The sequence below is a fragment of the Streptomyces sp. AMJ-169 genome, from assembly GCF_055597585.1.
Window position 1 is genome coordinate 587,673 of sequence record NZ_JBVLTJ010000003.1, and the last position, 19,882, is coordinate 607,554.

At 72.3% G+C, this 19,882-nt stretch carries 18 protein-coding genes; 5 read left to right on the forward strand and 13 right to left on the reverse strand.

Annotated elements, in window-relative coordinates; translation table 11 throughout:
- Positions 1–58: 58 nt before the first annotated feature.
- Genes ACYUD3_RS10750 through ACYUD3_RS10790 form a run of 9 tightly spaced genes read right to left on the reverse strand, consistent with a single transcriptional unit; the run spans position 59 to position 8,811 of the window.
- On the reverse strand, positions 59–1,342 hold the full coding sequence (locus ACYUD3_RS10750) for a UDP-glucose dehydrogenase family protein (RefSeq protein WP_470967244.1): 1,284 nt from the start codon (positions 1,340–1,342) through the stop codon (positions 59–61).
- Between the two features lie 8 nt (positions 1,343–1,350).
- A complete protein-coding gene (locus tag ACYUD3_RS10755) occupies positions 1,351–2,826 on the reverse strand; it encodes a glycosyltransferase family 2 protein (RefSeq protein WP_470967246.1) in 1,476 nt (491 codons plus the stop codon).
- A complete protein-coding gene (locus tag ACYUD3_RS10760; RefSeq protein ID WP_470967248.1) occupies positions 2,823–4,019 on the reverse strand; it encodes a glycosyltransferase in 1,197 nt (398 codons plus the stop codon). Before ACYUD3_RS10760 ends, ACYUD3_RS10755 begins: the two co-directional genes overlap by 4 nt.
- A gap of 21 nt (positions 4,020–4,040) precedes the next feature.
- Positions 4,041–4,769, reverse strand: coding sequence for a thioesterase II family protein (locus ACYUD3_RS10765; RefSeq protein WP_470967251.1), 729 nt, complete (start codon positions 4,767–4,769; stop codon positions 4,041–4,043).
- Positions 4,766–5,800 (reverse strand): HAD-IIIC family phosphatase, encoded by a 1,035-nt coding sequence (locus ACYUD3_RS10770; RefSeq protein ID WP_470967254.1) that lies wholly within the window; start codon positions 5,798–5,800, stop codon positions 4,766–4,768. The genes ACYUD3_RS10765 and ACYUD3_RS10770 overlap by 4 nt, the downstream gene beginning before the upstream one ends.
- Positions 5,797–6,915, reverse strand: a complete 1,119-nt coding sequence (locus ACYUD3_RS10775; RefSeq protein WP_470967257.1) for an acyl-CoA dehydrogenase family protein — start codon at positions 6,913–6,915, stop codon at positions 5,797–5,799. Before ACYUD3_RS10775 ends, ACYUD3_RS10770 begins: the two co-directional genes overlap by 4 nt.
- The gene (locus ACYUD3_RS10780; protein WP_470967259.1) at positions 6,912–7,172 is read right to left on the reverse strand and encodes an acyl carrier protein; all 261 of its coding nucleotides are present in this window, start codon (positions 7,170–7,172) and stop codon (positions 6,912–6,914) included. The genes ACYUD3_RS10775 and ACYUD3_RS10780 overlap by 4 nt, the downstream gene beginning before the upstream one ends.
- 29 nt (positions 7,173–7,201) lie before the next feature.
- The gene (locus tag ACYUD3_RS10785) at positions 7,202–8,068 is read right to left on the reverse strand and encodes a 3-hydroxyacyl-CoA dehydrogenase family protein (protein ID WP_470967262.1); all 867 of its coding nucleotides are present in this window, start codon (positions 8,066–8,068) and stop codon (positions 7,202–7,204) included.
- Entirely contained in the window at positions 8,065–8,811 is a 747-nt protein-coding gene (locus tag ACYUD3_RS10790) for a phosphopantetheine-binding protein (RefSeq protein ID WP_470967264.1), read from the reverse strand. Before ACYUD3_RS10790 ends, ACYUD3_RS10785 begins: the two co-directional genes overlap by 4 nt.
- A 139-nt stretch (positions 8,812–8,950) precedes the next feature.
- Here ACYUD3_RS10790 and ACYUD3_RS10795 point away from each other — a divergent pair, with 139 nt between their 5' ends.
- Complete coding sequence (locus ACYUD3_RS10795; protein ID WP_470967267.1) at positions 8,951–9,934, forward strand: FkbO/Hyg5 family chorismatase; 984 nt, start codon at positions 8,951–8,953, stop codon at positions 9,932–9,934.
- Between the two features lie 13 nt (positions 9,935–9,947).
- Here ACYUD3_RS10795 and ACYUD3_RS10800 read toward each other — a convergent pair whose 3' ends face one another.
- Positions 9,948–12,149, reverse strand: a complete 2,202-nt coding sequence (locus ACYUD3_RS10800; RefSeq protein ID WP_470967269.1) for a BTAD domain-containing putative transcriptional regulator — start codon at positions 12,147–12,149, stop codon at positions 9,948–9,950.
- A 530-nt stretch (positions 12,150–12,679) separates the two neighbouring features.
- On the opposite strand from ACYUD3_RS10800, the gene ACYUD3_RS10805 reads away from it, so the two are divergent.
- The gene (locus tag ACYUD3_RS10805) at positions 12,680–13,378 is read left to right on the forward strand and encodes a LuxR C-terminal-related transcriptional regulator (RefSeq protein ID WP_470967272.1); all 699 of its coding nucleotides are present in this window, start codon (positions 12,680–12,682) and stop codon (positions 13,376–13,378) included.
- A gap of 16 nt (positions 13,379–13,394) precedes the next feature.
- Here the strand turns inward: ACYUD3_RS10805 and ACYUD3_RS10810 are convergent, their stop codons facing one another.
- The 3 genes from ACYUD3_RS10810 to ACYUD3_RS10820 all read right to left on the reverse strand — a co-directional run bounded on the left by ACYUD3_RS10810 (position 13,395) and on the right by ACYUD3_RS10820 (position 16,936).
- Complete coding sequence (locus ACYUD3_RS10810; protein ID WP_470967274.1) at positions 13,395–14,987, reverse strand: benzoate-CoA ligase family protein; 1,593 nt, start codon at positions 14,985–14,987, stop codon at positions 13,395–13,397.
- A 150-nt stretch (positions 14,988–15,137) separates the two neighbouring features.
- Positions 15,138–16,175: a DMT family transporter gene (locus ACYUD3_RS10815; RefSeq protein ID WP_470967276.1), complete on the reverse strand. Its 1,038-nt coding sequence runs from the start codon at positions 16,173–16,175 to the stop codon at positions 15,138–15,140.
- A 158-nt stretch (positions 16,176–16,333) separates the two neighbouring features.
- Entirely contained in the window at positions 16,334–16,936 is a 603-nt protein-coding gene (locus ACYUD3_RS10820) for a TetR/AcrR family transcriptional regulator (RefSeq protein WP_470967279.1), read from the reverse strand.
- A gap of 80 nt (positions 16,937–17,016) precedes the next feature.
- Here ACYUD3_RS10820 and ACYUD3_RS10825 point away from each other — a divergent pair, with 80 nt between their 5' ends.
- From ACYUD3_RS10825 to ACYUD3_RS10835, 3 genes are all read left to right on the forward strand, one after another.
- Positions 17,017–17,511, forward strand: a complete 495-nt coding sequence (locus tag ACYUD3_RS10825) for a MarR family winged helix-turn-helix transcriptional regulator (RefSeq protein WP_470967282.1) — start codon at positions 17,017–17,019, stop codon at positions 17,509–17,511.
- 167 nt (positions 17,512–17,678) lie between these two features.
- On the forward strand, positions 17,679–18,806 hold the full coding sequence (locus ACYUD3_RS10830; RefSeq protein WP_470967285.1) for an ABC transporter substrate-binding protein: 1,128 nt from the start codon (positions 17,679–17,681) through the stop codon (positions 18,804–18,806).
- Positions 18,807–18,919: 113 nt separating this feature from the next.
- Entirely contained in the window at positions 18,920–19,648 is a 729-nt protein-coding gene (locus ACYUD3_RS10835; RefSeq protein WP_470967288.1) for a polysaccharide deacetylase family protein, read from the forward strand.
- Positions 19,649–19,882 lie beyond the last annotated feature (234 nt).

Sequence of the window (19,882 nt, forward strand, 5' to 3'; positions counted from 1 at the left end):
ACTGCAAGGGCGGCCCGGGGAGTTCACCCCGGGCCGCCCTTCTTTAACGCGCCCGCTCTCATATCGTCGCCCGCCCCACCGCCATGCACGTGAAGCCGAGCGCGCTCAACTCCCCCCGGTCCAGGGCGTTGCGGCCGTCGTACACGACCTTCTGCCGCATCGCCGCGCCGATCTCCGCCCAGTCGGCGTCGCGGAGTTCGGCCCACTCGGTCACGACGATCAGGGCGTCGCAGTCCTGCGCCGCCTCGGGGACGGTCTTCGCGCGCTTCACCCGGGCCCATGGCTCAGTGGCGGGGAGTTTGGCCAGCGGGTCCCAGCCGGTCACCTCGCAGCCCTCGGCGAGGAGGCGGGCGGCGAGGACGGCGGAGGGGGCCTCGCGCATGTCGTCGGTGTCCGGTTTGAAGGTGAGGCCGAGGAGGGCGACGCGGCGGCCGTCGAGTCCGCCCAGCTGCTGGCGCAGGCGCTGGACCGCGCGGCGCGGCTGGAGGTCGTTGACCTCGATGACCGCCGACAGCAGCTGGAAGGGGTAGCCGCTGTTGGAGGCCATGGCGCGCAGGGCGCGGGAGTCCTTGGGGAAGCAGGAGCCGCCGTAGCCGAGGCCCGCGCGCAGGAAGTGCGGGCCGAGGCGGTGGTCCATGCCGACCGCGCGCGCCACCTCCACGACGTCGGCGCCGGTCTGTTCGCAGACGGCGGCGATCTCGTTGATGAAGGTGATCTTCGTGGCGAGGAGGGCGTTGGCGGCGAGCTTGACCATCTCGGCGGAGGGCACGGTCATGACCTCGACCGGCCCGTCGACGCCCTCGTGCAGGGCGGCGACGAGCTGGGCGGTGGTGTCGTCGTAGGCGCCGACGACGATCCGGTCGGGGTGCAGGAAGTCCTCCACCGCGCGGCCCTCGGCGGTGAACTCGGGGTTCGCGGCGTAGCCGACGTGGCCGAGCCCGGCCGTGTCCAGGGCGCGGCGGACCTTCGCGCCGGTGCCGACCGGGACGGTGGACTTCAGGATCACGGCCTTGAGGTGGGCCGCGCCCGCGAGGTCGGCGACGACCGACCAGACCCGGGAGAGGTCGGCGTCACCGGAGGCGGTGGGCGGGGTGTCGACGCAGATGTACGCGACGTCCGTCCCGTCGAGCGCGGCGGCGGCGTCCAGGGTGAACGTGAGCCGTTCGCGGTTGTCGCGGATCAGTTCCGCGAGCCCGGGTTCGTAGAGCGGGACCTGTCCGGCGTCCAGCATCGCGACCCGGTCCGGGACGATGTCGCGGACCGTCACTTGGTGTCCCAGTGAGGCGAGACAGGCACCGGTCACCAGACCGATGTAGCCCGCCCCGAAGACTGCCACCCGCATAACTTTCCCTACCTGTCGGTTCGTTGGCGTGGCCTGAGCATGCCTTGCTCTTCCAGCATGGTCAGCAGACCGGCGACGGAAACCGGATCTTCGTCCGGGTCCTGCGGGGCGCCGTAGGGCGCGGCGTCGGTGCGCAGGGCGCCGGACACCTCTTCGACGAGGGTGTCGAGGTCGTCGTCCGCGCCCAGGAACAGTGCCCGGCGGAAGGCGGCCGTCCGCTCCAACTTCGCTGTGCCGTCGCCGAGTTCGATCAGTCCGAGGCCTTCGGCGTCGGCGTCCTTGACCAACTCCGCGAGCCCTGAAGGGGACAGGCGCCAGCCCGGGGTGCAGCGCAGCCGGAAGGGGGCGGGGAAGGACGTCGGCGGGACTTCGGTGACGAAGCGCACACGGCCTTCGTGGGCGTACTCGGCGCGGATCAGCCTCAGGTCGGCCAGCGGGTCGGCGAGGACCTTGCGGCGGCCGTCGGTGAGCGTGGACCAGGGCCCGGCCAGGGTGACTTGGACGTCGGGGAGGCTGCCGTCGAGGACGGCGTCGACGCTCGCGCGGACGTCGTCGTGGGTGGCGCCCTCGACGTCGATCACGACGTCGACGTACGGGACGAGCCACTGGCGGCGGGCCACGCGGCCGGGGCGCATCGTGGGAATGCGGTCGGTGAGGTGGGGGCGGATGAAACCGAGGAGGCGGCGCTGGTCGCGGTCGATGGTCGGGGCGCCCAAGTGCCAGGAGCGGGCGGCGCGTTCGGGGACGAAGACGCCGCCGGCCTGGGAGAGGCGGTAGCCCAGCTCGCTGTCCTCGCCGAGGATCAGCTCCGGGTCGGAGTCGCCGGCGGCGCGCAGGAGGTCGCGGTGGGCGGAGGCGGTGGAGCCGACGAGGGCGGTGCCGACGCTGGGGCCGGCCTGCCGCAGGTCGTCGGTGGCCTTGAGGACGGCGTCGATCCAGTGGTTGGGGCGGCTGGCCTCCTGCGCGTACAGCCGGTCCTCCGTGCCCTCGGCGACGGCGGCGCGCACCTCCTCGGGGGTGAGGTCGCCGGGCCTGAAGTCGACGGCGCGGCGGCTGCCGAGGACGACGAGGTAGCGCGCGAGGTGATGCCACCGCAGCTGCGCCTCAAGATGCTCGCGGAAGGCGATGGTGTCGGCGTCGATCCATACGACGACGTCCCCGTCGGCGGCCTCCGAGCCGCTGCGCACGGCGTGGCTGCGCCCCCAGCCGCCGGCCGCGGAGGAGATCAACCGCGTGTTCTCGGGGGCGAGTTCGGGCAGCCGGAGCGCCGGTTCGCTGTCGTCGTCGACCACCACGACCTCGGTGAGCCGGGCCGGGTAGGACTGCGCGGCGAGCGCGGCCAGCGTGAGGTCGAGGGCCTCCTGTCCGCCGTGCGCGGGCACCACGACGCTGGCGGTGAGCCGGGGTTCCCAGGCGCCCAGCGCGGGCGGCCGGAGCGTCCCGTGGTCGTTGCCCCGGACGCGGGGTTCGGACGGCGCGGTCATCGCGGAAGTCCTTCCAGGTGATCCACCGCGGCCTCGACGGGCGGCAGAGTGAGCATGTGCCGCTGGGCGGCGCGGACGCGTACGGCGGTCTCGGCGTCGGCGAGAACCTGTGCGCAGGTCTTGGCGACGAGGTCGGCCTCGGCCTCCTCGATCCGCTGGCCCAGGCCGAGTTCGGTGACGCGTTCGGCGTTGTGCAGCTGGTCGCCGAAGAGCGGCAGCACGGCCAGCGGCACACCGGAGCGCAGGGCCTCGCGGACGCTGTTGTAGCCGCCGTGGGTGGCGAACAGGTCGGCGCACTGGAGCAGCAGGGGCTGCGGGAAGTGGTCGACTATGCGGACGTGTTCGGCGGCGAGGCTCTTGTCGACGGGGATGCCGCCGGTCGCGACGATCGCCGTGCAGCCGAGCTGGGAGAGTCCGGCGATGTACGCCTCGGGGACGATGGACAGCGGGTTCTCGGTCGCCGCGTCGGGCAGGGTGCCTTCTTCGGGGGTGAACCCGGTGAGGAGCGTGCCGCTGGCGGCGAGCACCAGCGGCTTGTCCGACGGGAGTTGGGCGATCCACTCGGGCAGGGTCTCGCCCCGGGTGACGGTCGGCGGCTGCTGGTAGGCGAAGGCGTCGGGGGCGCCGGGGCGGGCGAAGGAGAGTTGCGCCGGTACGCAGTCGAGGCGGCCGTGCCGGTAGAGGGTCGCCGGGTCGAAGTCGCCTGGCAGGCCCAGCTGTTGACACCGTTCGGCGAGCGCTTCGGCGACGGCGTCCGGGTCGAGGAACTGGCCGGTGCCGGAGGGGGCGGGAATGTGGACGACGCCCAGGGTCTCGGCGACGAGCAGGCCGGCCATGTCGGTGCCGTCGCGCAGGACGAGTTCGGGGCGGAACTCCCCGGCGAGGGGCAGCAGGGTGCGGTAGTTGTCGACGACGTGCGGTCCGCAGCCGGTGAGGGTCCACAGGCGCTGGTCGAAGAGGTCCAGGTCGGCGGGGAGGGTGACGTGGCCGTCCCGGAGGGCGCCCATGACCTGGTCGGCGAGTTCGGGCAGGACGGGGGCGGTGCGGATGCCGTCCTCGGCCGCGAAGACCTTCGCCGGCCCCGGCGGGGCGATGACGAGGAGTTCGTGCCCCGCGGCGGCGAGCGCTCGCGCCAGCGGGAGCATCGCGCGGGCGTGGGAGGGCGTGCCCGTCAGGGTGCACAGGACGCGCATGGGGAGCCTTTCACCGGTGTGCTAAAGGGAGTTGGTCATTTCGCCGACGAGTTCTTTGGCGTGGGGGGTGACGAAGAAGTGGCCGCCGTCGAACATCCGCAGGGCGAACGGGCCTTCGCTCAGCCCCGCCCACGCGCGCAGCTCGCGCTCGCTCGCGCGCGGGTCCTCGGTGCCGCCGAAGACGGTGAGCGGTACGGTCAGCGCGGCCTCGGGGGTGTACCGGTAGGTCTCGTTGACCTCGAAGTCGGCGCGCAGCACCGGCAGGAAGACGTCCAGCAGGTCCGGCTCGCCGAGCACCGACTCGGGTGTGCCGCCGATCTCCCGCAGATGCGGGACGAGTTGGGGCGTCGGCAGGTCGAACAGGCGGGTGCGGACGTCCGGGAGGTGCGGGGCGGCGCGGCCGGAGACGAAGAGGTGGACGGGTCCGGTCAGCCCCTCCGCCCTTATCCTGCGGGCGAGTTCGAAGACGACGAGCGCACCGAGGCTGTGCCCGTAGAGCGCGTACGTCCCCTCGAACTGGCTGGCGGCGCTCTCCAGGAGGTCGTCGAGGAGGGCGTCCAGGTCTGTGTGCGGCTTCTCCTGGTAGCGCTCGGCGCGGCCGGGCGGCTGGAGGGGGAGGACGTCGACGCCGGGCGGCGCGAGGGCGCGCCAGTGGGCGAACGCCACTGCTCCGGCACCGGCGTTGGGGTAGCACAGCAGCCGGGGTCGGTCGGGGGCGGGGGCGCCGAGGGGCAGCCAGGGGGTGGTCACCGGACCTCCACCGTGAGGTAGCCGGGGGGTTCCTGGACGCGGCCGAGGTCGGCTTCGAGGACGACGTGGTCGCCGTCGCGCGCGGCCTCGGTGAACCCGGCGAACGCGTAGGTGACGTACATCATCCGGTTGCGGCCGGTCTCGACGAACTCGGCGCGCAGGGCGGCGCCGGCTGCGGCGGCGCGGCCCATGATGTGGTTGAGCAGGACGGTGCCGACGCCCCGGGACATCACCCGGCAGGACATCAGCATCATGCGCAAGTGCCAGTGTTCGGCGCCGAGTTCGACCAGGGCGAGGCCGATCTTGCCGTAGGAGCCGTAGCGGTCGGTGAGGGAGGCGACGAGGAGGAGGTGGTCGTCGGAGCGGCGCAGCTCGTCCAGTTCCTCGTAGGAGTAGGTGCGGCCGGTGGAGTTCAGCTGGTTGGTGCGGACGGTGAGTTCCTCCGCGCGCTGGAGGTCCTCGGTTTGAGCGGGCGCGATGGTGAAGCGCATACCGAGGGTGGCGAGGAACTCCTCGCTGGTGCCCGCGTGTTGATGCTCGGCCCGGTCGCGGACGACGGCGCCGGCGTACATCTCGCGGCGCAGCCGGGACTCGTCGGTGACGAAGCGGGGGGTGAAGCCCTCGCCGTCCAGGGCGTTCAGGTCGGCGGCGTCGACGGTGGTGACCGCCGGGTGCGCGTGGGCGACCTCCTCGCGTTCGAAGGGCTGGTCGTCGACGAAGGCGATGGCGTCCAGGCCGATGTTGAGGGCGGTCGCGATCTCCTTCACGGAGGCCGACTTGGGGTTCCAGCCGATCTGCGGGTAGAGGAAGTACTGGTCCAGGCCCGCCTGTTGGAGCCGGGCCATGGCCGCGTCGTGGTCGTTGCGGCTGGCGACGGAGTGCAGGACGCCCTGTTCGTCGAGGCGGCGGATGTGCGCGACGGCCTCGGGTCGGACGGTGACCTCGCCGTCCTCCAGGAGGATGCCGTCCCACAGGGTGTGGTCCAGGTCCCAGACGACGCACTTGATCTGGCCCCGCTTGAGCCCGCTCACCGGGTCACCTCCTGATGTGCCTGTTCGGCGATCGTGATCTGCTGGAGTTCGGTGGAGCCCTCGATGATCTCCATGACCTTGGCGTCCCGGTAGAGCCGGGCGACGGGGTGCTCCGGGGAGCAGCCGGCCGCGCCGTGCAGCTGGACGGCGGCGCTCGCGCAGGCGGCGGCGGTCGTCGAGGCGTGGTACTTGGCGATCCAGTTGGCCATGATGGCAGCCGGGTCGTCGGCGTCCTTGAGCCGTCCGGCCTCCCGGCACAGCAGCCGCGAGGTGCGCAGTCCGGTGACCATGTCGCTGATCTTCTGCCGCACCAACTGCCGCTCGAACAGCGGCCCTTCACTGGTCTCGCGCCGGGTGGTCCAGGCGACGCTGGCGTCCAGGCAGGCCTGGATGATGCCGACGCTGCCGCTGGCGACGCTGAACCGGCCGAAGTCGAGCGCGGAGGTCATGACGGTCCCGGTGGCCCAGCCGAGCGGGCCGAGCACGGCGTCGTCGCCGAGCCGTACGCCGTCCAGGACGACTTCGGCGAGCATGCTGGCGCGGGTGCCGAGGACGCCGTGCAGCGGGCGCACGCTCACGCCGGGGGTCTCGCGGGGCACGAGGAACGCGGTCATGCCGCCCTCGGTCTTCGCGAACAGCAGGAACAGGCCCGCGACTTGGCCGCCGGTGATCCACTTCTTGCGGCCGTCGAGAACCCAGCCACCGTCCTGCTTCACGGCGTTGGTCTCGCACACCGTCGGGTCGCTGCCGCCCTCGGGTCCGGTGAGCGCGAACGCGCCGAGCAGCGAGCCGTCGGCCAACTGCGGGAGCCAGCGCGCGCGTTGGGCGTCGTCGCCCCAGTGCCGCACCGACCAGGCGGCCATGCCGTGCACGGTGAGGAGGCTGCGCAGGGACGAGCAGCCCCGGCCGATCTCCTCGTGGAGCTGTCCGACGGTGACCATGTCGAGGCCGGGGCCGCCGTCCTCGGGGCCGAGGAACGGCGCCCACAGGCCGAGTGCGGCGACCCGCTCCAGCAGCTCGCCGGGGATCAGCTCGGCCTGGTCGAACTCCTCGGCGCGGGGCCGCAGTTCGGTGTCGACGAAGGCGCGTACGGCGGCGAGCGGTCCGGCGGTCATCCGGCGGTCGCGGTGGCCGCGGTGATCCGCTCGACGACGGCCGTGATCGCGGTGACCGAGCGGAAGTTCTCGCGGCGCAGCTCGGTGTTGGGGACGCGGACGCCGAACGCGCGCTCCACGAACATCACCAGCTCCATCGCGAACAGGGAGTTGACGAAGCCCATCTCGAAGATGTCCTGGTCGTCGTCGAAGGTGATCTGCGGGAACCGGCCGCTGATGAACTCGCGGACCTGGCCGCGGACTTCGGTGCTGCTCATGAGTGTTGTCTCCTTGGGGGTACGGGGGTTCAGCCGGGGAGGAGGGCGCCGGCGTCGCCGTAGCGGTAGAAGCCCTCGCCGGACTTGCGGCCGTGCAGCCCCGCGTCCGTCATCTTCTTCAGCAGCGGGCAGGGCCGGTACTTGCTGTCGGCGAAGTGCTCGTACAGCACCTCGACGCTGTGCAGGATGGTGTCCACGCCGATCAGGTCGGCGGTCTCCAGCGGGCCCATCGGGTGGCCGAAGCAGCTGCGGAACACCTCGTCGACGGTCTCCGCGTCGGCGACGCCCTCATGGACGAGGAACGCGGCCTCGTTGACGGTGAGCATCAGGACGCGGTTGGAGACGAAGCCGCACGCGTCGCCCACGTCGATGGCCTTCTTGCCCATGGAGTCGAGGAGTTCGCGGACCTTCTTCAGCGACTCCTCGGAGGTGTGGTGGCCGGGGATCAGCTCGACGGCGGGCTTCATCGGCACCGGGTTCATGAAGTGCACGCCGACGATCCGCGCCGGGCGCTTCGTGAGCGAGGCGAGCCGGGTGATGGGGAACGCCGAGGTGTTGGCGACGAACACGGTCTCCGGCAGGCAGGCCGCGTCCAGGCGCGGGTACAGCTCGCTCTTCAGCTCCCAGTTCTCGGTGATGTTCTCGATCACCACCTCGGCGTCCGCGAGCAGCCCCAGGTCGGTGCCGCCGGTGATCCGGCCGAGGACCTCGTCCGAGTCGATCTCGGGGCCGCCGAGCATCGCGCTCATCCGGCAGTTGAGGCCGATGCGCGCGATCGCCCGGTCGACGACGCCCTGTTCCCGGTCGACGAGCGCGACCGTGTGCCCGCTCTGCGCGAGGTTCTGCGCGACGCCGATGCCCATGACACCCGCGCCGACCACTCCGACGTTCGTCACCGCTGCACTCCTTCCGCCGCCTTCGCGGCGATCAGTTCCTTGCCGAAGGCACGGACCGTGGGGTTGCCGAGGAGGACGTCCACCGGCAGTCCCCCGAACTCCGCCCTGACGCGCGCCATCAGCCGCACCGCGGCCAGCGAGTGCCCGCCCAGGTCGAAGAAGCTGTCGTGCGCGCCGACCCCGTCGATCCCGAGGATCTCCCCCCAGATCCCGGCCAGCGCGCGCTCCACGTCCCCGGCCGGCTCCTCGTACGGCACCGACAGCGCGGGCCGGGGATGCCGGGGCCCCTCCGCTTCCGCCCCGTCCGCGAGGGACGTCGTCCACTGCGCGAGCCGGTGCGCCAACGGGCCGACGGACACGACGAGTTGCGGGGTACGCCCGTGCAGCGCGAGCGTCCGCTCGAACGCGTCCGTGCCCTCCGCCGCGTCCATCCCGTAGCCCTTGACGGTCGCGCCCAGCGAGTCCTCGGTGCGCTCACCGACCAGCCAGGAGTCCCAGTTGACGGTCAGCCAGGTGGGGCCCAGGGCGTGGACGTACGCGTCGAGGGCCGCGTTGGCGGCGGCGTACGGGGCGTGCGCGAGGCCGCCGAGGAGGGCGGAGACGGAGGAGACGGCGAGGCGGACGGGGGCCTCGTCGGGGCCGAGCAGCTCCTCAAGTACCAGCAGCCCGCCGGACTTTGCCCGGAAGTGCGCCTCGCAGGCGTCCCGGCCGAGGTTGACGGCCGCGGGCCACTGACCGGGCACCGTACGGGAATTCGGGGTACGCGGGGCGGGCGGGGTTACCGGCAGATGGGCCCGCGCTGGAAGGGCCGCACTGTGCGCGGGAGTCCGGCTTCCTAGCCTCGGGAGACCGTAACCTCCGTCCCTGCCCGGGGAGCTCCCCATGACTTCGCCGCCCGTGCTGTCCTCGCGTTTCCTGCCGCCCGGCGCCGCCGGCCCCCGGCTCGGCGCGCTCACCTACCTCGCCGGACCGGCCGGGGCGCGGGAGCCCGCGGGCACCGGGCTGACGGTCCGCATGGGCGCGGCCGGTGACGCGCTCACCGAACTCTGGTCGGCCGGGGAGCCGGTGTGCGCCGGCGAGTACGCGGGCCTGCGCTACACCGGCTGCCGCGACTACCTGTTCTGCGCCGGCCGCATCCCGCGGGCCGCCGAGTACTCCGCCGCGACCCGCCGCACGTACGAGGACCTCTTCACCCTCCTCGCCCGGCTCGGGTACAAGCGGCTGGTGCGGGTGTGGAACTACATCGGCGACATCAACGGCCCGAACGCCAACGGCCAAGAGGTGTACCGGGACTTCTGCATGGGCCGCAGCCACGCGCTGGAGCAGCTGGGCATGCTGTACGGCATGCCGGCGACGACGGTGATCGGCACGGAGGGCGACGGCATCGGCGTCGCGCTGCTCGCGGCGCGGGCGGCCGAGCCGGTCAACGTCGAGAACCCGCGCCAGACGCCCGCCTACCACTACCCGGCGCGCTACGGCCCGCGCTCCCCCAACTTCGCGCGCGCCACGTACGTTCCGCCGGGCGGCGACCCGGCGGCGCGCGGCACGGTGTTCGTGTCGGGCACGGCGAGCATCATCGGCCACGAGACGGTCCACGTCGGCGACGTGCGCGCCCAGACGTTCACGGCCCTGGAGAACGTCTCCCTCCTCATCGGCCCCGAGAACATGGCGGGTTACGGCGTCCCGCACAAGTACGGCCTCTCCGATCTGCGCCGGGCCAAGGTGTATGTACGCCATGCCGAGGACATCCCGGCGGTCCGCGAGATCTGCACGGAGCTGCTGCCCGCCGACGGGACGGCCGTGTATCTCCAGGCGGACGTGTGCAGGGGGGACTTGCTGATGGAGATCGAGGGCGTGGCGGACTGAGACTCCCGTACGTTCAGGCCGAGTCCGGCTCCTGCCAGACCTCCTCCGCCCCCGTCCGATGCCACGCGGCGAACTCCTCCGCGCGCCGGGGATTGCCCTCGAGACCGGCGAGCAGCACCCTCAAGTCGTCGCCCTGCACGGTGAGTCGGCCGTTGCCCAGCAGTCTCTCCAGGAGCCGGGTGAGCGCCTTGTCGGCGAGGCCCGGCAGGGCGAGCCGCATCACGTTGCTGTGGGCGGCCTTCCAGCACGGCAGGCGTTCCGCGAAGCCGGACTCGGCCGCGATGACGATGAGCACCGGCCGGGGGGCGTCTCCCGCCGTGAGCGTGGCGATGAGCTCGGGCAGCTCGTCGTCCATGCGGTGGGCGTCGTCCAGGAGCAGCAACACCGGTCCCGCGGCGATGAGTTCGCGCAGCAGGGCGAGGCAGGCGGCGGCGAGTTCGCGGCGCGGGAGGGCGGCCGGGGTGACGCCGAGCGCCTGGCGCAGCGCGGGCAGGAGGTCCTGCCGCCGGTGCGCGCCGGCATGTTCGGTGAGCCGGCGGTCGGTCTCGGCCTGTCCCTCGGGTCCGCCGATGCGGGAGCGGACGAGGTCGGCCAACGTGCGGGCCGCGTCGGGCCGTTCGCCGGGCGGCGCGCTCGCGGTGAGGACGGCCGGGGCCGCCGCCGGATCGTCGGCGACGCGGTGCGCGAGTTCGTCGAGCAGCCGGGTCTTGCCGATGCCGGTGGCACCGAGGAGACAGGCGAACGCGGGTTTGCCGCTGTGCGCGACCCAGCCCATGAGGCCTTTGAGGACGTCGAGTTCGGCGGTGCGGCCGATGAACGGGGTCGGGGCCTGCGGGGCGAGGGCGAGCCGGGGCGGCTGCGGAATCGGCTCCGGCGAGAGGCCGGGGCCGGCGGGGCCGGGTCCGGGCACGGTCGCGGCGGCGAGGCGCCGGCAGTCGTCGAGGACGCTCGCCTCGATGAACGGGACGGTCTGTCCCTCGCCGCCGTGCGAGACGACGGCCTCACCGGAGTGCATGGCGACCCGGATCGCGGCCTCCGGGCAGGTGTCGGCGGCCCAGCGGGTGATGGCGCCGACGGCGGTCAGGGCCCGCTCGGCATGGTCCGGAAGCCGCCCGGCGGCCCCGAAGTACCCGCACCACGTGGACCCGGGCCCAGGCGCGAACACCCCGCCGCAACGCCGTATCTCCTCCCGCACGAAGCCGCGCACGGCGTCGGTTGCGGCATCGGCGGTGATCATCACGACGGTGATGTCCCGGCGCTCGGCACGGCGCAGCCCCGGGTCCGGATCGCGTACGAGGTCCAAAGCGGCCCGGGGTTCAGGAGTCATCCGGGGTTCAGCAACCACCGCCGAGTCCACCCGGGATTCAGCAACCGCCACCGCCTCCCCCCGCCGCTCCGCCCGACCCACACCCCCCAAGTCCACCGCACCGCCCCCCACTTGAGCCGCACCCCCCGCAAGCTCCAGCCCCGGATCCTGATTGAGGATCGCGTGCTCCAACCTCCGTACCCGCTCCGCCGGTTCGACCCCAAGCTCGGTCACGAGCCGCGCCCGCAGCCCCCGGTACGCGGCGAGCGCCTCGCCCTGCCGGCCGGAGCGGTACGCGGCGAGCATGAGCAGCTCGCACAGCCGTTCGCGCAGCGGCTCGGCGGCCACGGCGAGGGTGAGTTCGCCCATGACCTCGTGATGGCGTCCGCAGCCGAGGTCGGCCTCGAAGCGGTCCTCCTCGGCGGATCTGCGGCGCTCGGCGAGGAGTTCGGTCTCCGGCCAGCGGTAGCCGAGTTCGACGAGGTCGGCGAGCGGGTCGCCGCGCCACAGGGCGAGGGCCTCGCGCAGCACCCGGGAGGACTTCTCCGGCTCGCCCGAGCGCAGCAGCGCGCGCCCCTGTTCGGCGAGGAGTTCGAAGTGCCGGCCGTCTATACGGGCGGGGTCGGTGTGCAGCAGATACCCCGGCGGGTGGGTGAGCAGCAGCGGGGCGTCGGGTCCGGTGTCGGCGGCGAGCAGCTGCCGCAGCCCCGAGGCCGCGTTCTGGAGCATCTTGCGTGCGGTGCGGGGGGCGTCGTCGCCCCAGATGGCCTTGAGCAGCCGGCTGACGGCCACGGCTTCGTTGTCGTGCAGCAGCAGACAGCCGAGCATCGCGCGCTGGCAGCTTCCGCCGACCGGGAGGTCGACGCCGTCGACCTGAACCCGCAGCGGCCCTAGCAGTGAGAAGTTCATGCACGTTCCCTGAGCGACTGCTTGTGTTTTCAGGTTGCCGTTTTCGGAGATCTCTATTTTCGGCTCGCCAACGGCGTGAAATATCCGGCGCTTAACGCGCCTCATCGAGCCAGAACAATTTTGACCCTACAAGCTTCAAGGAACGACGGTCGACTAGGGGAACCCCTAGCCCGTGCCGATAAATCACCCAAAAGACAACAATCACCCCTGGCCGACCTTGCCAGCTTTCCACTCAATGGAAAACCCCGCAAGCGTCCTGACGTCCAAATTCTGTACACGGACCAACCTTGCCGCCGCGTGCAGCATTTTCATGTTCTTACCAAGAGATCCGTTATGCGTGTTCCGAGATCTTGACCAACCTCCCGTATCACAAGGCAGACTGAGTCCAGGCGCCGCTGCCTCTCCCCCGCTGGTCAGCCGTGCGCGGAAAGGAGCTGTGCCATTCCCCGGCCACTTTGCCGCTGCCCGCTCCTATAGCGAAGCCTGGTGTCCGGCCCCCGTTCCCCCCACATCGCGAAAGAGGTACCGCCTTGCCCGCCACCCCCACAGGCAGGTACACCACCCAGGCCCCTCGCCCCCGGCAGTCCGCCGACCCCGTCACCCGGCTCGTGCACGTCGACTCGCGGCTGCGGATCACCGCCGCGAACGAGCCGTTCCACGACGAGTTCGTCCAGGACCCCGCCGAACTTCCCGGCAAGCCGTTCCCCGCCTACTTCCACGAGAGCGCGCAGCCCTATCTCCGGGAACACTTCTCGCAATTACTGACCGCCACGCAGCCGGACTTCAGTGTCCCGCTGACGATGGTGAACGCCGCCGGCGAGAACGTCGACTGTCTCGTCTCCTGTCTCGCGCTGACCGTCAATCTGCACATGTCGTGCACCGACTGCATCGCGGTCGCCGCGATCCGCCCGGACACCCTGAGCGACTTCACGGCCCCGCTGCTGCCCGCGCCCCCGGCCCTCGCCGAGATCCCCGGGCATGTCCTGGAAGGGCTCGCGGCCGGTCTGTCCACCCACCAGCTGGCCTCGCGGCTCGGCCTGAGCAGCCACGGCATCGAGTACCACGTCAGCAGCATGCTCAGAAAACTCAAGGTCCCCAACCGCTCGGCCCTCGTCGCCCGCGCCTACGCCCTGGGCATCCTCATCCCCAACTGCTGGCCCCCACGCGTACGCCCCCAGTACATGACCCGCGCGGCCTTCCCGTCCGCCCCCTCGGACACCCCGGTCTGACCCGGGCCGCGCGGTCTCACCCGCGCCGCGGAAGCGCGCCCTCTCCTTCCCGCACCGCCCTCCGCAGCCTGGCCCGCGCCTGTTCCCCCACCCCCCGCCGGTCGACCTTCCCCGTCCCGTTCGTCGGCAGCGCGGTGAACAGCAGGATGTGCCGCGGCCGTTTCGGTCCGGAGAGGGTTGCCCGGCAGAAGTCCAACAGGGCTGATTCATCGGGGAGTTCGCGCCCCGCCGGGACGACGCAGGCGACCGGCCGGTCGAGCCCGTCGGCGTCGGGGGCGGCGACGACACAGACCGCGCCGACGTCCGGATGCTGGAGGAGGTGGTGCTCGACCTCGGTGGGGGCGACCCAGTAACCCCCGCTCTTGATCATGTCGTTGGCGCGCCCATGGCACCGGTAGTGACCGTCGCGGTCACGGGTGAAGACGTCCCCGGTGTTGAGCCACTCGCCCTGGAACATGGCCCGTGTCTCGGGGGTGCGGCACCAGTAGCCGGTGGCCGCCGAGGGCGCGCGCACCTTCAGCACGCCGGACTCCCCGGGCGCGACCTCGGTGCCGTCGGGTGCGTCGATGCGCAGTTCGTAGCCGGGGACGGGGGTGCCGAGGGTGCCGGGGCGGGTGCGTCCTGGCCGGTGGGAGAGGAAGACGTGCAGCGCCTCGGTCGTGCCGAGCCCGTCGGTGAGGTCGACGCCGAAGCGGGCGAGGAAGCGGTGCTGGAGCTCGGGGGGCAGCGGTTCCCCGGCCGACACGGCGAGCCGTACGGTCCGGAAGGCGTCGTCGGGGACGCCGGGGGCGTGCAGGAGGGCGGCGTAGGAGGTGGGGACGCCGAAGAAGACGGTCGGCGCGTCGTGCGCGAGGTGGCGGGCGAGGCCCGCCGGGGTGGGCGGGGCCGGGTCGAGGACGGCGGCGGCTCCGGCGGCCAGCGGCAGCAGACAGGAGTTGCCGAGGCCGTACGCGGAGAACAGCCTGGCCACGGAGAGGCAGCGGTCGTCGGGGCGCAGTCCGAGCACCTCGCGGCCGTACCCCTCGGCGACGGTCCGGATCGAGCCGTGCCGGTGCATCGCGGCCTTGGGCAGGCCGGTGGTGCCCGAGGTGTACAGCCACAGCGCCGGCGAGTCCTCGGTGGTCCGGTCCGGCGCCCCGTCCCCGCCCGCGCCGAGGAGTTCGCCCCAGCCGACGCGGGCGACGGGGGCGCGCGGGTGCACGGGGGCGTCGTCCAGTACGACGACGGTGTCGAGGTCCGGCAGCTCCCCGCACCCCAGCGCCCCCACGACCCGCTCGCCGAACTCGGGCCCGGCGAGCAGCTTGCGGCAGCGGCAGTCGCGGATGAGTACGGCGAGTTCGGCGCCCGAGGTCATCGTGGACGCGAGGACCGGCACCGCGCCGATGCGCAGCAGCGACAGCAGTGCGGTCACCGCCTCCGCGCGGTCGGCGCAGTGGATCAGCACCCGTTCCTCGGGCCGCACCCCGAGCGCGCGCCACCCCCCGCTCGCCTCGACCACCTGTGCGGCCAACTCCCCGTAGCTCAGGGTGACTTCACCCTCGATGAGCGCGGGCCGGTCGGCCCGGCCGCGGGCGAGGAGATAGCCGGCGGCGTTGAAGGGACTGCTCATGGTTCCTCCCGAGGGCGCCGGTCCAGCGACCCGCCGCCGTCGGCGGATCCGCTGTCCGATCCGAGGATCGGCCAACGGTGATCGGCGCCTCAAGGCGCGTACGCAGGGCGCTCGGGGCACTCGGGTCTTCTGAAAGGCCTTGCGCCCGCTTCAAAGAGACTCGGCCGGCTCTCCGCGCGTCGGCGCCGTGAGCACCGCGAGGCACGCGACGACCAGCACGATCCCGGCCCACCCCGCCGCCGGCACCCGCTCCCCGACGACCAGCACCGCCAGCACCGCCGCCACCGCGGGCTCCAGCAGCGTCAGCGTCGTCGCCGTACTCGCCGGGACCCGCGCGAGCCCCCAGCCGAAGAGGAGGTATCCGAGGAACATCGGGACGACGGCCATGTACACGCCGACGGCCGCACTGGTCCCGGAGTCGAGCAGCGGTCCGCCGGTGGCGAGCAGGACCGGCATCAGCAGCAGCCCGCCGATGCCGAAGACGGTGCCCATGGCCGCGCGGGAGGTGTGGCCGGCGCTGATCAGCCGGTGCGCGGCCCAGGAGTAGACGGCGTACGTGAGCCCGGCGAGCAGTCCGAGCCCGACCCCGAGCACCGTCTCGCCCGCCGTCCGCCCGCCGCTGCCGGCCCGCGCCGCCTGCGCCGCGCACAGCAGCGCCGTCCCCGCGAGCCCGAGCAGCGCGCCGGCCGTCCAGCGCCGGCTGAGCCGCCGCCCGTCCACGACCCGCTCGATGAGCGCCGAGGCGAGCGGCGCCGAACCGATCGTGACGACCGTCCCGGCGGCGACCCCGGCGAGGTGCATGGAGGTGTAGAACGCCAGCGGATACCCGGCCACGGAGACCGCCCCGAGCAGCACCAACCCCCGCCGTTCCAGCAGCCGAGGCCCCTCACGGAGGATGCGGGGCACCGCGAGCAGAGCTTGCAGCAGCCCACCGAGCCCCATGGCGACGGCCCCGATGGCGAGGGGGCCGACGTCCGGGGCGAAGGTGGCGGCGGTGCCGGTGGTGCCCCAGAGGACGGCGGCGAGCAGGACGCAGAGGGAGCCGATGCTGGAGGGGGCGGGCCGCGTCCGGTCGGGCCGGGGTGAGGTGGGCGGGCTCAGAACATCCGGCCGGGGAGGAGCGGGCGGGCTCGGATCGGGCCGACTCGGAGCGGGCTCCGGCAGCTCGGGCCGGCCCGGCTCAGGCACGGTCTCGGCGGGCCTGGGCGGAGCGAGCCGTCGGCCACCGGCCCGCGCACCGGTCCCGTCCGCACGCCTCCCTCCGGAAACCGTCTCCGCTCCAGCCGATCCGCCCCCTGCGAGGGCTCCCGCGGCTCCCTCGCTCCCCGCCTCGTCCTCCACCCCCCTCACACCCTCTCCAGCAACTCGACAGCCATCCCCCGCGCACGAACCAACCGCGCGCCGTCCCCCTCCAGTCCCGCCCGCGAAGTCGCCCCCTCCAGCAGGAACGCCAGGTGTTCCGCCAACTCCGCCGCCTTCTCAGGGTGTTCGGGCAGCAGGCGGGTGAGGTGGCCGGCGAGGAGGGACTCGACCTCCTCCTTGTGGCGGCGTACGACGTCCCTGCCCTCGTCGCCGGCGGGGAGTTCCGCGGCGGCGTTGAGGAGGCCGCAGCCGCGGAAGCCGTGCTCGTAGGCGAAGGCCGCGTGGTCGGCGTACGCGTCGAAGACGGCGAGCACGCCGGCCCGGGGGGCGTCCCCGGCCTGCGCGAGGCGGCGGCGGTACAGGCCCAGCCACTCCTCGTGCCGCTCGTCGAGGTACGCCCTGACCAGGTCGGCCTTGGAGGCGAAGTTGTTGTACAGGCTCATCTTGGCGACGCCCGCCTCGGCGGTGATCGTGTCGATGCCGGTGGCCGCCACCCCGTCCGCGTAGAAGCGGCGCGCGGCGGCGGCGAGGAGGCGTTCGCGGGCGCTCGGCTTCCTGCGCGGGCCCGTCTCTTCGGTCTCGTTCATCGGCCCCACCCTCCCAGAATTAGGTAGACCAGTCTACCTAGCCCCGGCGACACCGACCCCCGCTGCTAGGGTCCCCACTCATGGAAACCCCCTGGCTGTCCCCGGCCGAGCTGCACACCTGGCGCTCCTTCAGCGACCTCACGCTGGTCATGGAGGACGCCCTCGACCAGCAGCTCCGCCACGACTCGGGGCTCAGCCACCTCAACTACTCGGTCCTGGTCTTCCTCTCGGAGGCCCCCGGGCACCGGCTGCGCATGACCGACCTGGCCGCGCACCTGAAGATCGCCCGGACCCGGCTGTCGTACACCGTGGCCCGGATGGAGGAGACGGGGTGGGTGCGGCGGGAGGACAGCCCCGGGGACAAGCGGGCGCAGCTCGCGGTGCTGACCGAGGCGGGCTTCGCTACGCTGAAAGCCGCGGCGCCGGGGCATGTGGCCCTGGTCCGCGCGACCGTCTTCGACCGGCTCACGCCGGAGCAGGCGCGGGCGTTCGGGGAGGCGTGCGCGATCGTGCTCGCGGGGCTGACCGGGCCGGAGCGGCCGGCGCTGCCGAACGATCTGCCCTGGCGGCGCTGAACCTGACCCACCTCCAGAGGACGTCCGCGACGCGTGACCGGGGGCACCTCTCCCCCGATGTTGCAGTTTTGCAATACCTCGCTAAGCTGGGCCACAGGTTGTTGAACCCTCAAACGGCCTCCTGTTTGCGCACCCCGTTTTTCCCACCCGCCCCGAAGGAGCCCCTCGTGAAAGCCACCCGCAAGGTCTGGACCGTAGCCATAGCACTCGGCGTGGTGGCCACGACCGGCGCGGCGTACGCGGCGACCCCGCAGCCGGCCCGGACCACGACCGAAGAGGCCCAGCTCCAGAAGCTGTACAAGGACGCGGTCGCCGAGGGCGGCCGGCTGGTCGTGTACGCCGGCGGCGACAAGCCCGGCCAGGCCGACTATCTGAAGGACGCCTTCGTCAAGAAGTTCCCGAAGATGAAGGTCGACATGGTCGTCGACTTCAGCAAGAACCATGACGCCCGCGTCGACAACCAGGTCGACGAGCACCACGTCGTCGCCGACGTCGTCCACCTCCAGACCGTCGACGACTTCCCGCGCTGGAAGAAGGAGGGCGTCCTGGAGAAGTACCGCCCGGTCGGCTGGAACCAGGTCGACAGCCGGATCAAGGACAAGGACGGCTACTACACCGGCCTGTTCTACTTCGCCTTCGCCGACGTCACGGCCACGAAGCTGGGCTCCAAGGCGCCCGTCGAGGCCGCCGACTTCCTGAAGCCCGAGTTCAAGAACAAGCTCGTCTTCACGTACCCGAACGACGACGACGCCGTCCTCTACTACTTCAAGCAGCTCACGGACCGGTACGGCTTCGGCTACCTCCAGAAGCTGCTGGCGCAGCACCCCAAGTTCGTGCGCGGCACGCAGGACTCCTCCGACCTGGTCGGCACGGGGGACTACGTCGCCAACTTCGGCAGCGGCGGCAGCTCGAACGGCCTCTCCCAGGTGACCCTCCCGGAGAAGTCCCCGTGGGTGGCCTGGCCGCAGACGGGCGCGATACTGAAGGACGCCCCGCACAAGGCCGCCGCCAAGCTGTACCTGAGCTGGATCCTCTCCAAGCAGGCCCAGACGAACGACATCGGCACGTGGAGCAGCCGCACGGACGTCGCCGCGCCGGCCGGCCGCAAGGGCATCTTCGACTACAAGAACATGAACCCGCTGGGCCTCGGCGCGTTCATGAGCGACCGCACCGCCCTGGACCGCTACAAGGCGCGCGTCAACCTCTATGTGGGTGACGTCCAGGGCGTGAACCCGTCCGACCCGAAGAACGTCCTCGGCCTGTACCCGGTGAGCCAGAGCGGCACCCAGGGCTGACCCCCGGAAGGCCGGTGCCCCCCACTCCCTGGGCACCGGCCTTTCCTGTGACAAATTCCGCATATTCCCGCCAAATCTTCGCTTTAGCCGGACATTCGGTCATCGTCGACGGCATGCCCAACTCCCGCATCCGGCGCCCCGCCATGATCGGCGGCGCGGCCCTCCTCACCCTCGCGCTCGCCGCGATCGGTACGACGGCCCAGGCGGCCACATCGGCCGACACCCACACCACAGGCGCCCCCAGCGCCGCCATCGCCTACCGGACGGCGATCCCCGGCCGGACCGTGGCCCTCACCTTCGACGACGGCCCTGGCACCGCCACCGCCCAGGTCCTGGACCTGCTCGCGCAGTACCACGTCAAAGCGACCTTCTGCGAGATCGGCGACAACGCCGCCGCCCACCCCGACCTGGTGAAACGCGTCCTCGCCGAGGGCCACCGGCTGTGCGACCACACCGTCGACCACCCGCAGCCGATGCGGACCCTGCCGTACGAGAAGCAGGCGTACGAGATCACGGCCGCCAAGCAGATGATCGTCAAGGCGGCGGGTCCTGGTACCCGGATCAGCTGGTTCCGGGCGCCCGGCGGGGACTTCGGCGCCGAGAACCGGGCGATAGCCGTCCAGGACGGGCTGCGCCCGCTGGGCTGGACCGTCGACCCGCGCGACTGGAGCCGGCCCGGGGTCGACTCGATCGTGGCCACCGTCAAGCAGGAGGTGCGGCCCGGCGGGATCGTGCTCATGCACGACGGCGGGGGCGACCGCAGCCAGACGGTGGCGGCGCTGCGGGAGCTGCTGCCGTGGCTGGTCGGGCAGGGGTACACGTTCACGTTCCCCGCGAGCTGAGGGGGACCGGCGAGGGGCGTCCGGGGGCGGCGGGGGTGAATTGATCAGGCCGCCCTGGGGTGACTGGTCAATTCGGCCGTGCTTCTGTCGCATCGCAGGTCAGAGGGGTGACGTGCGGCGTCGGAGCAGCTAGGGGGCCGTGAGAGGCAGGGCTCGGGGACCGGCTGGGACCAGGCGGCCCCGGCTGCTGCTAGCGTCCTGCCTCGGACGGTGACAGGACGTGACAGGAGGAGG

What these genes read in the sequence shown, in the direction of transcription:
- ACYUD3_RS10820 (WP_470967279.1), bottom strand. Translation starts at nt 16,936, where the DNA reads ATGAACGAGACCGAAGAGACGGGCCCGCGCAGGAAGCCGAGCGCCCGC.
- ACYUD3_RS10835 (WP_470967288.1), top strand. Translation starts at nt 18,920, where the DNA reads ATGCCCAACTCCCGCATCCGGCGCCCCGCCATGATCGGCGGCGCGGCC.
- ACYUD3_RS10810 (WP_470967274.1), bottom strand. Translation starts at nt 14,987, where the DNA reads ATGAGCAGTCCCTTCAACGCCGCCGGCTATCTCCTCGCCCGCGGCCGG.
- ACYUD3_RS10825 (WP_470967282.1), top strand. Translation starts at nt 17,017, where the DNA reads ATGGAAACCCCCTGGCTGTCCCCGGCCGAGCTGCACACCTGGCGCTCC.
- ACYUD3_RS10760 (WP_470967248.1), bottom strand. Translation starts at nt 4,019, where the DNA reads ATGCGCGTCCTGTGCACCCTGACGGGCACGCCCTCCCACGCCCGCGCG.
- ACYUD3_RS10800 (WP_470967269.1), bottom strand. Translation starts at nt 12,149, where the DNA reads ATGAACTTCTCACTGCTAGGGCCGCTGCGGGTTCAGGTCGACGGCGTC.
- ACYUD3_RS10780 (WP_470967259.1), bottom strand. Translation starts at nt 7,172, where the DNA reads ATGAGCAGCACCGAAGTCCGCGGCCAGGTCCGCGAGTTCATCAGCGGC.
- ACYUD3_RS10775 (WP_470967257.1), bottom strand. Translation starts at nt 6,915, where the DNA reads ATGACCGCCGGACCGCTCGCCGCCGTACGCGCCTTCGTCGACACCGAA.
- ACYUD3_RS10750 (WP_470967244.1), bottom strand. Translation starts at nt 1,342, where the DNA reads ATGCGGGTGGCAGTCTTCGGGGCGGGCTACATCGGTCTGGTGACCGGT.
- ACYUD3_RS10755 (WP_470967246.1), bottom strand. Translation starts at nt 2,826, where the DNA reads ATGACCGCGCCGTCCGAACCCCGCGTCCGGGGCAACGACCACGGGACG.
- ACYUD3_RS10795 (WP_470967267.1), top strand. Translation starts at nt 8,951, where the DNA reads ATGACTTCGCCGCCCGTGCTGTCCTCGCGTTTCCTGCCGCCCGGCGCC.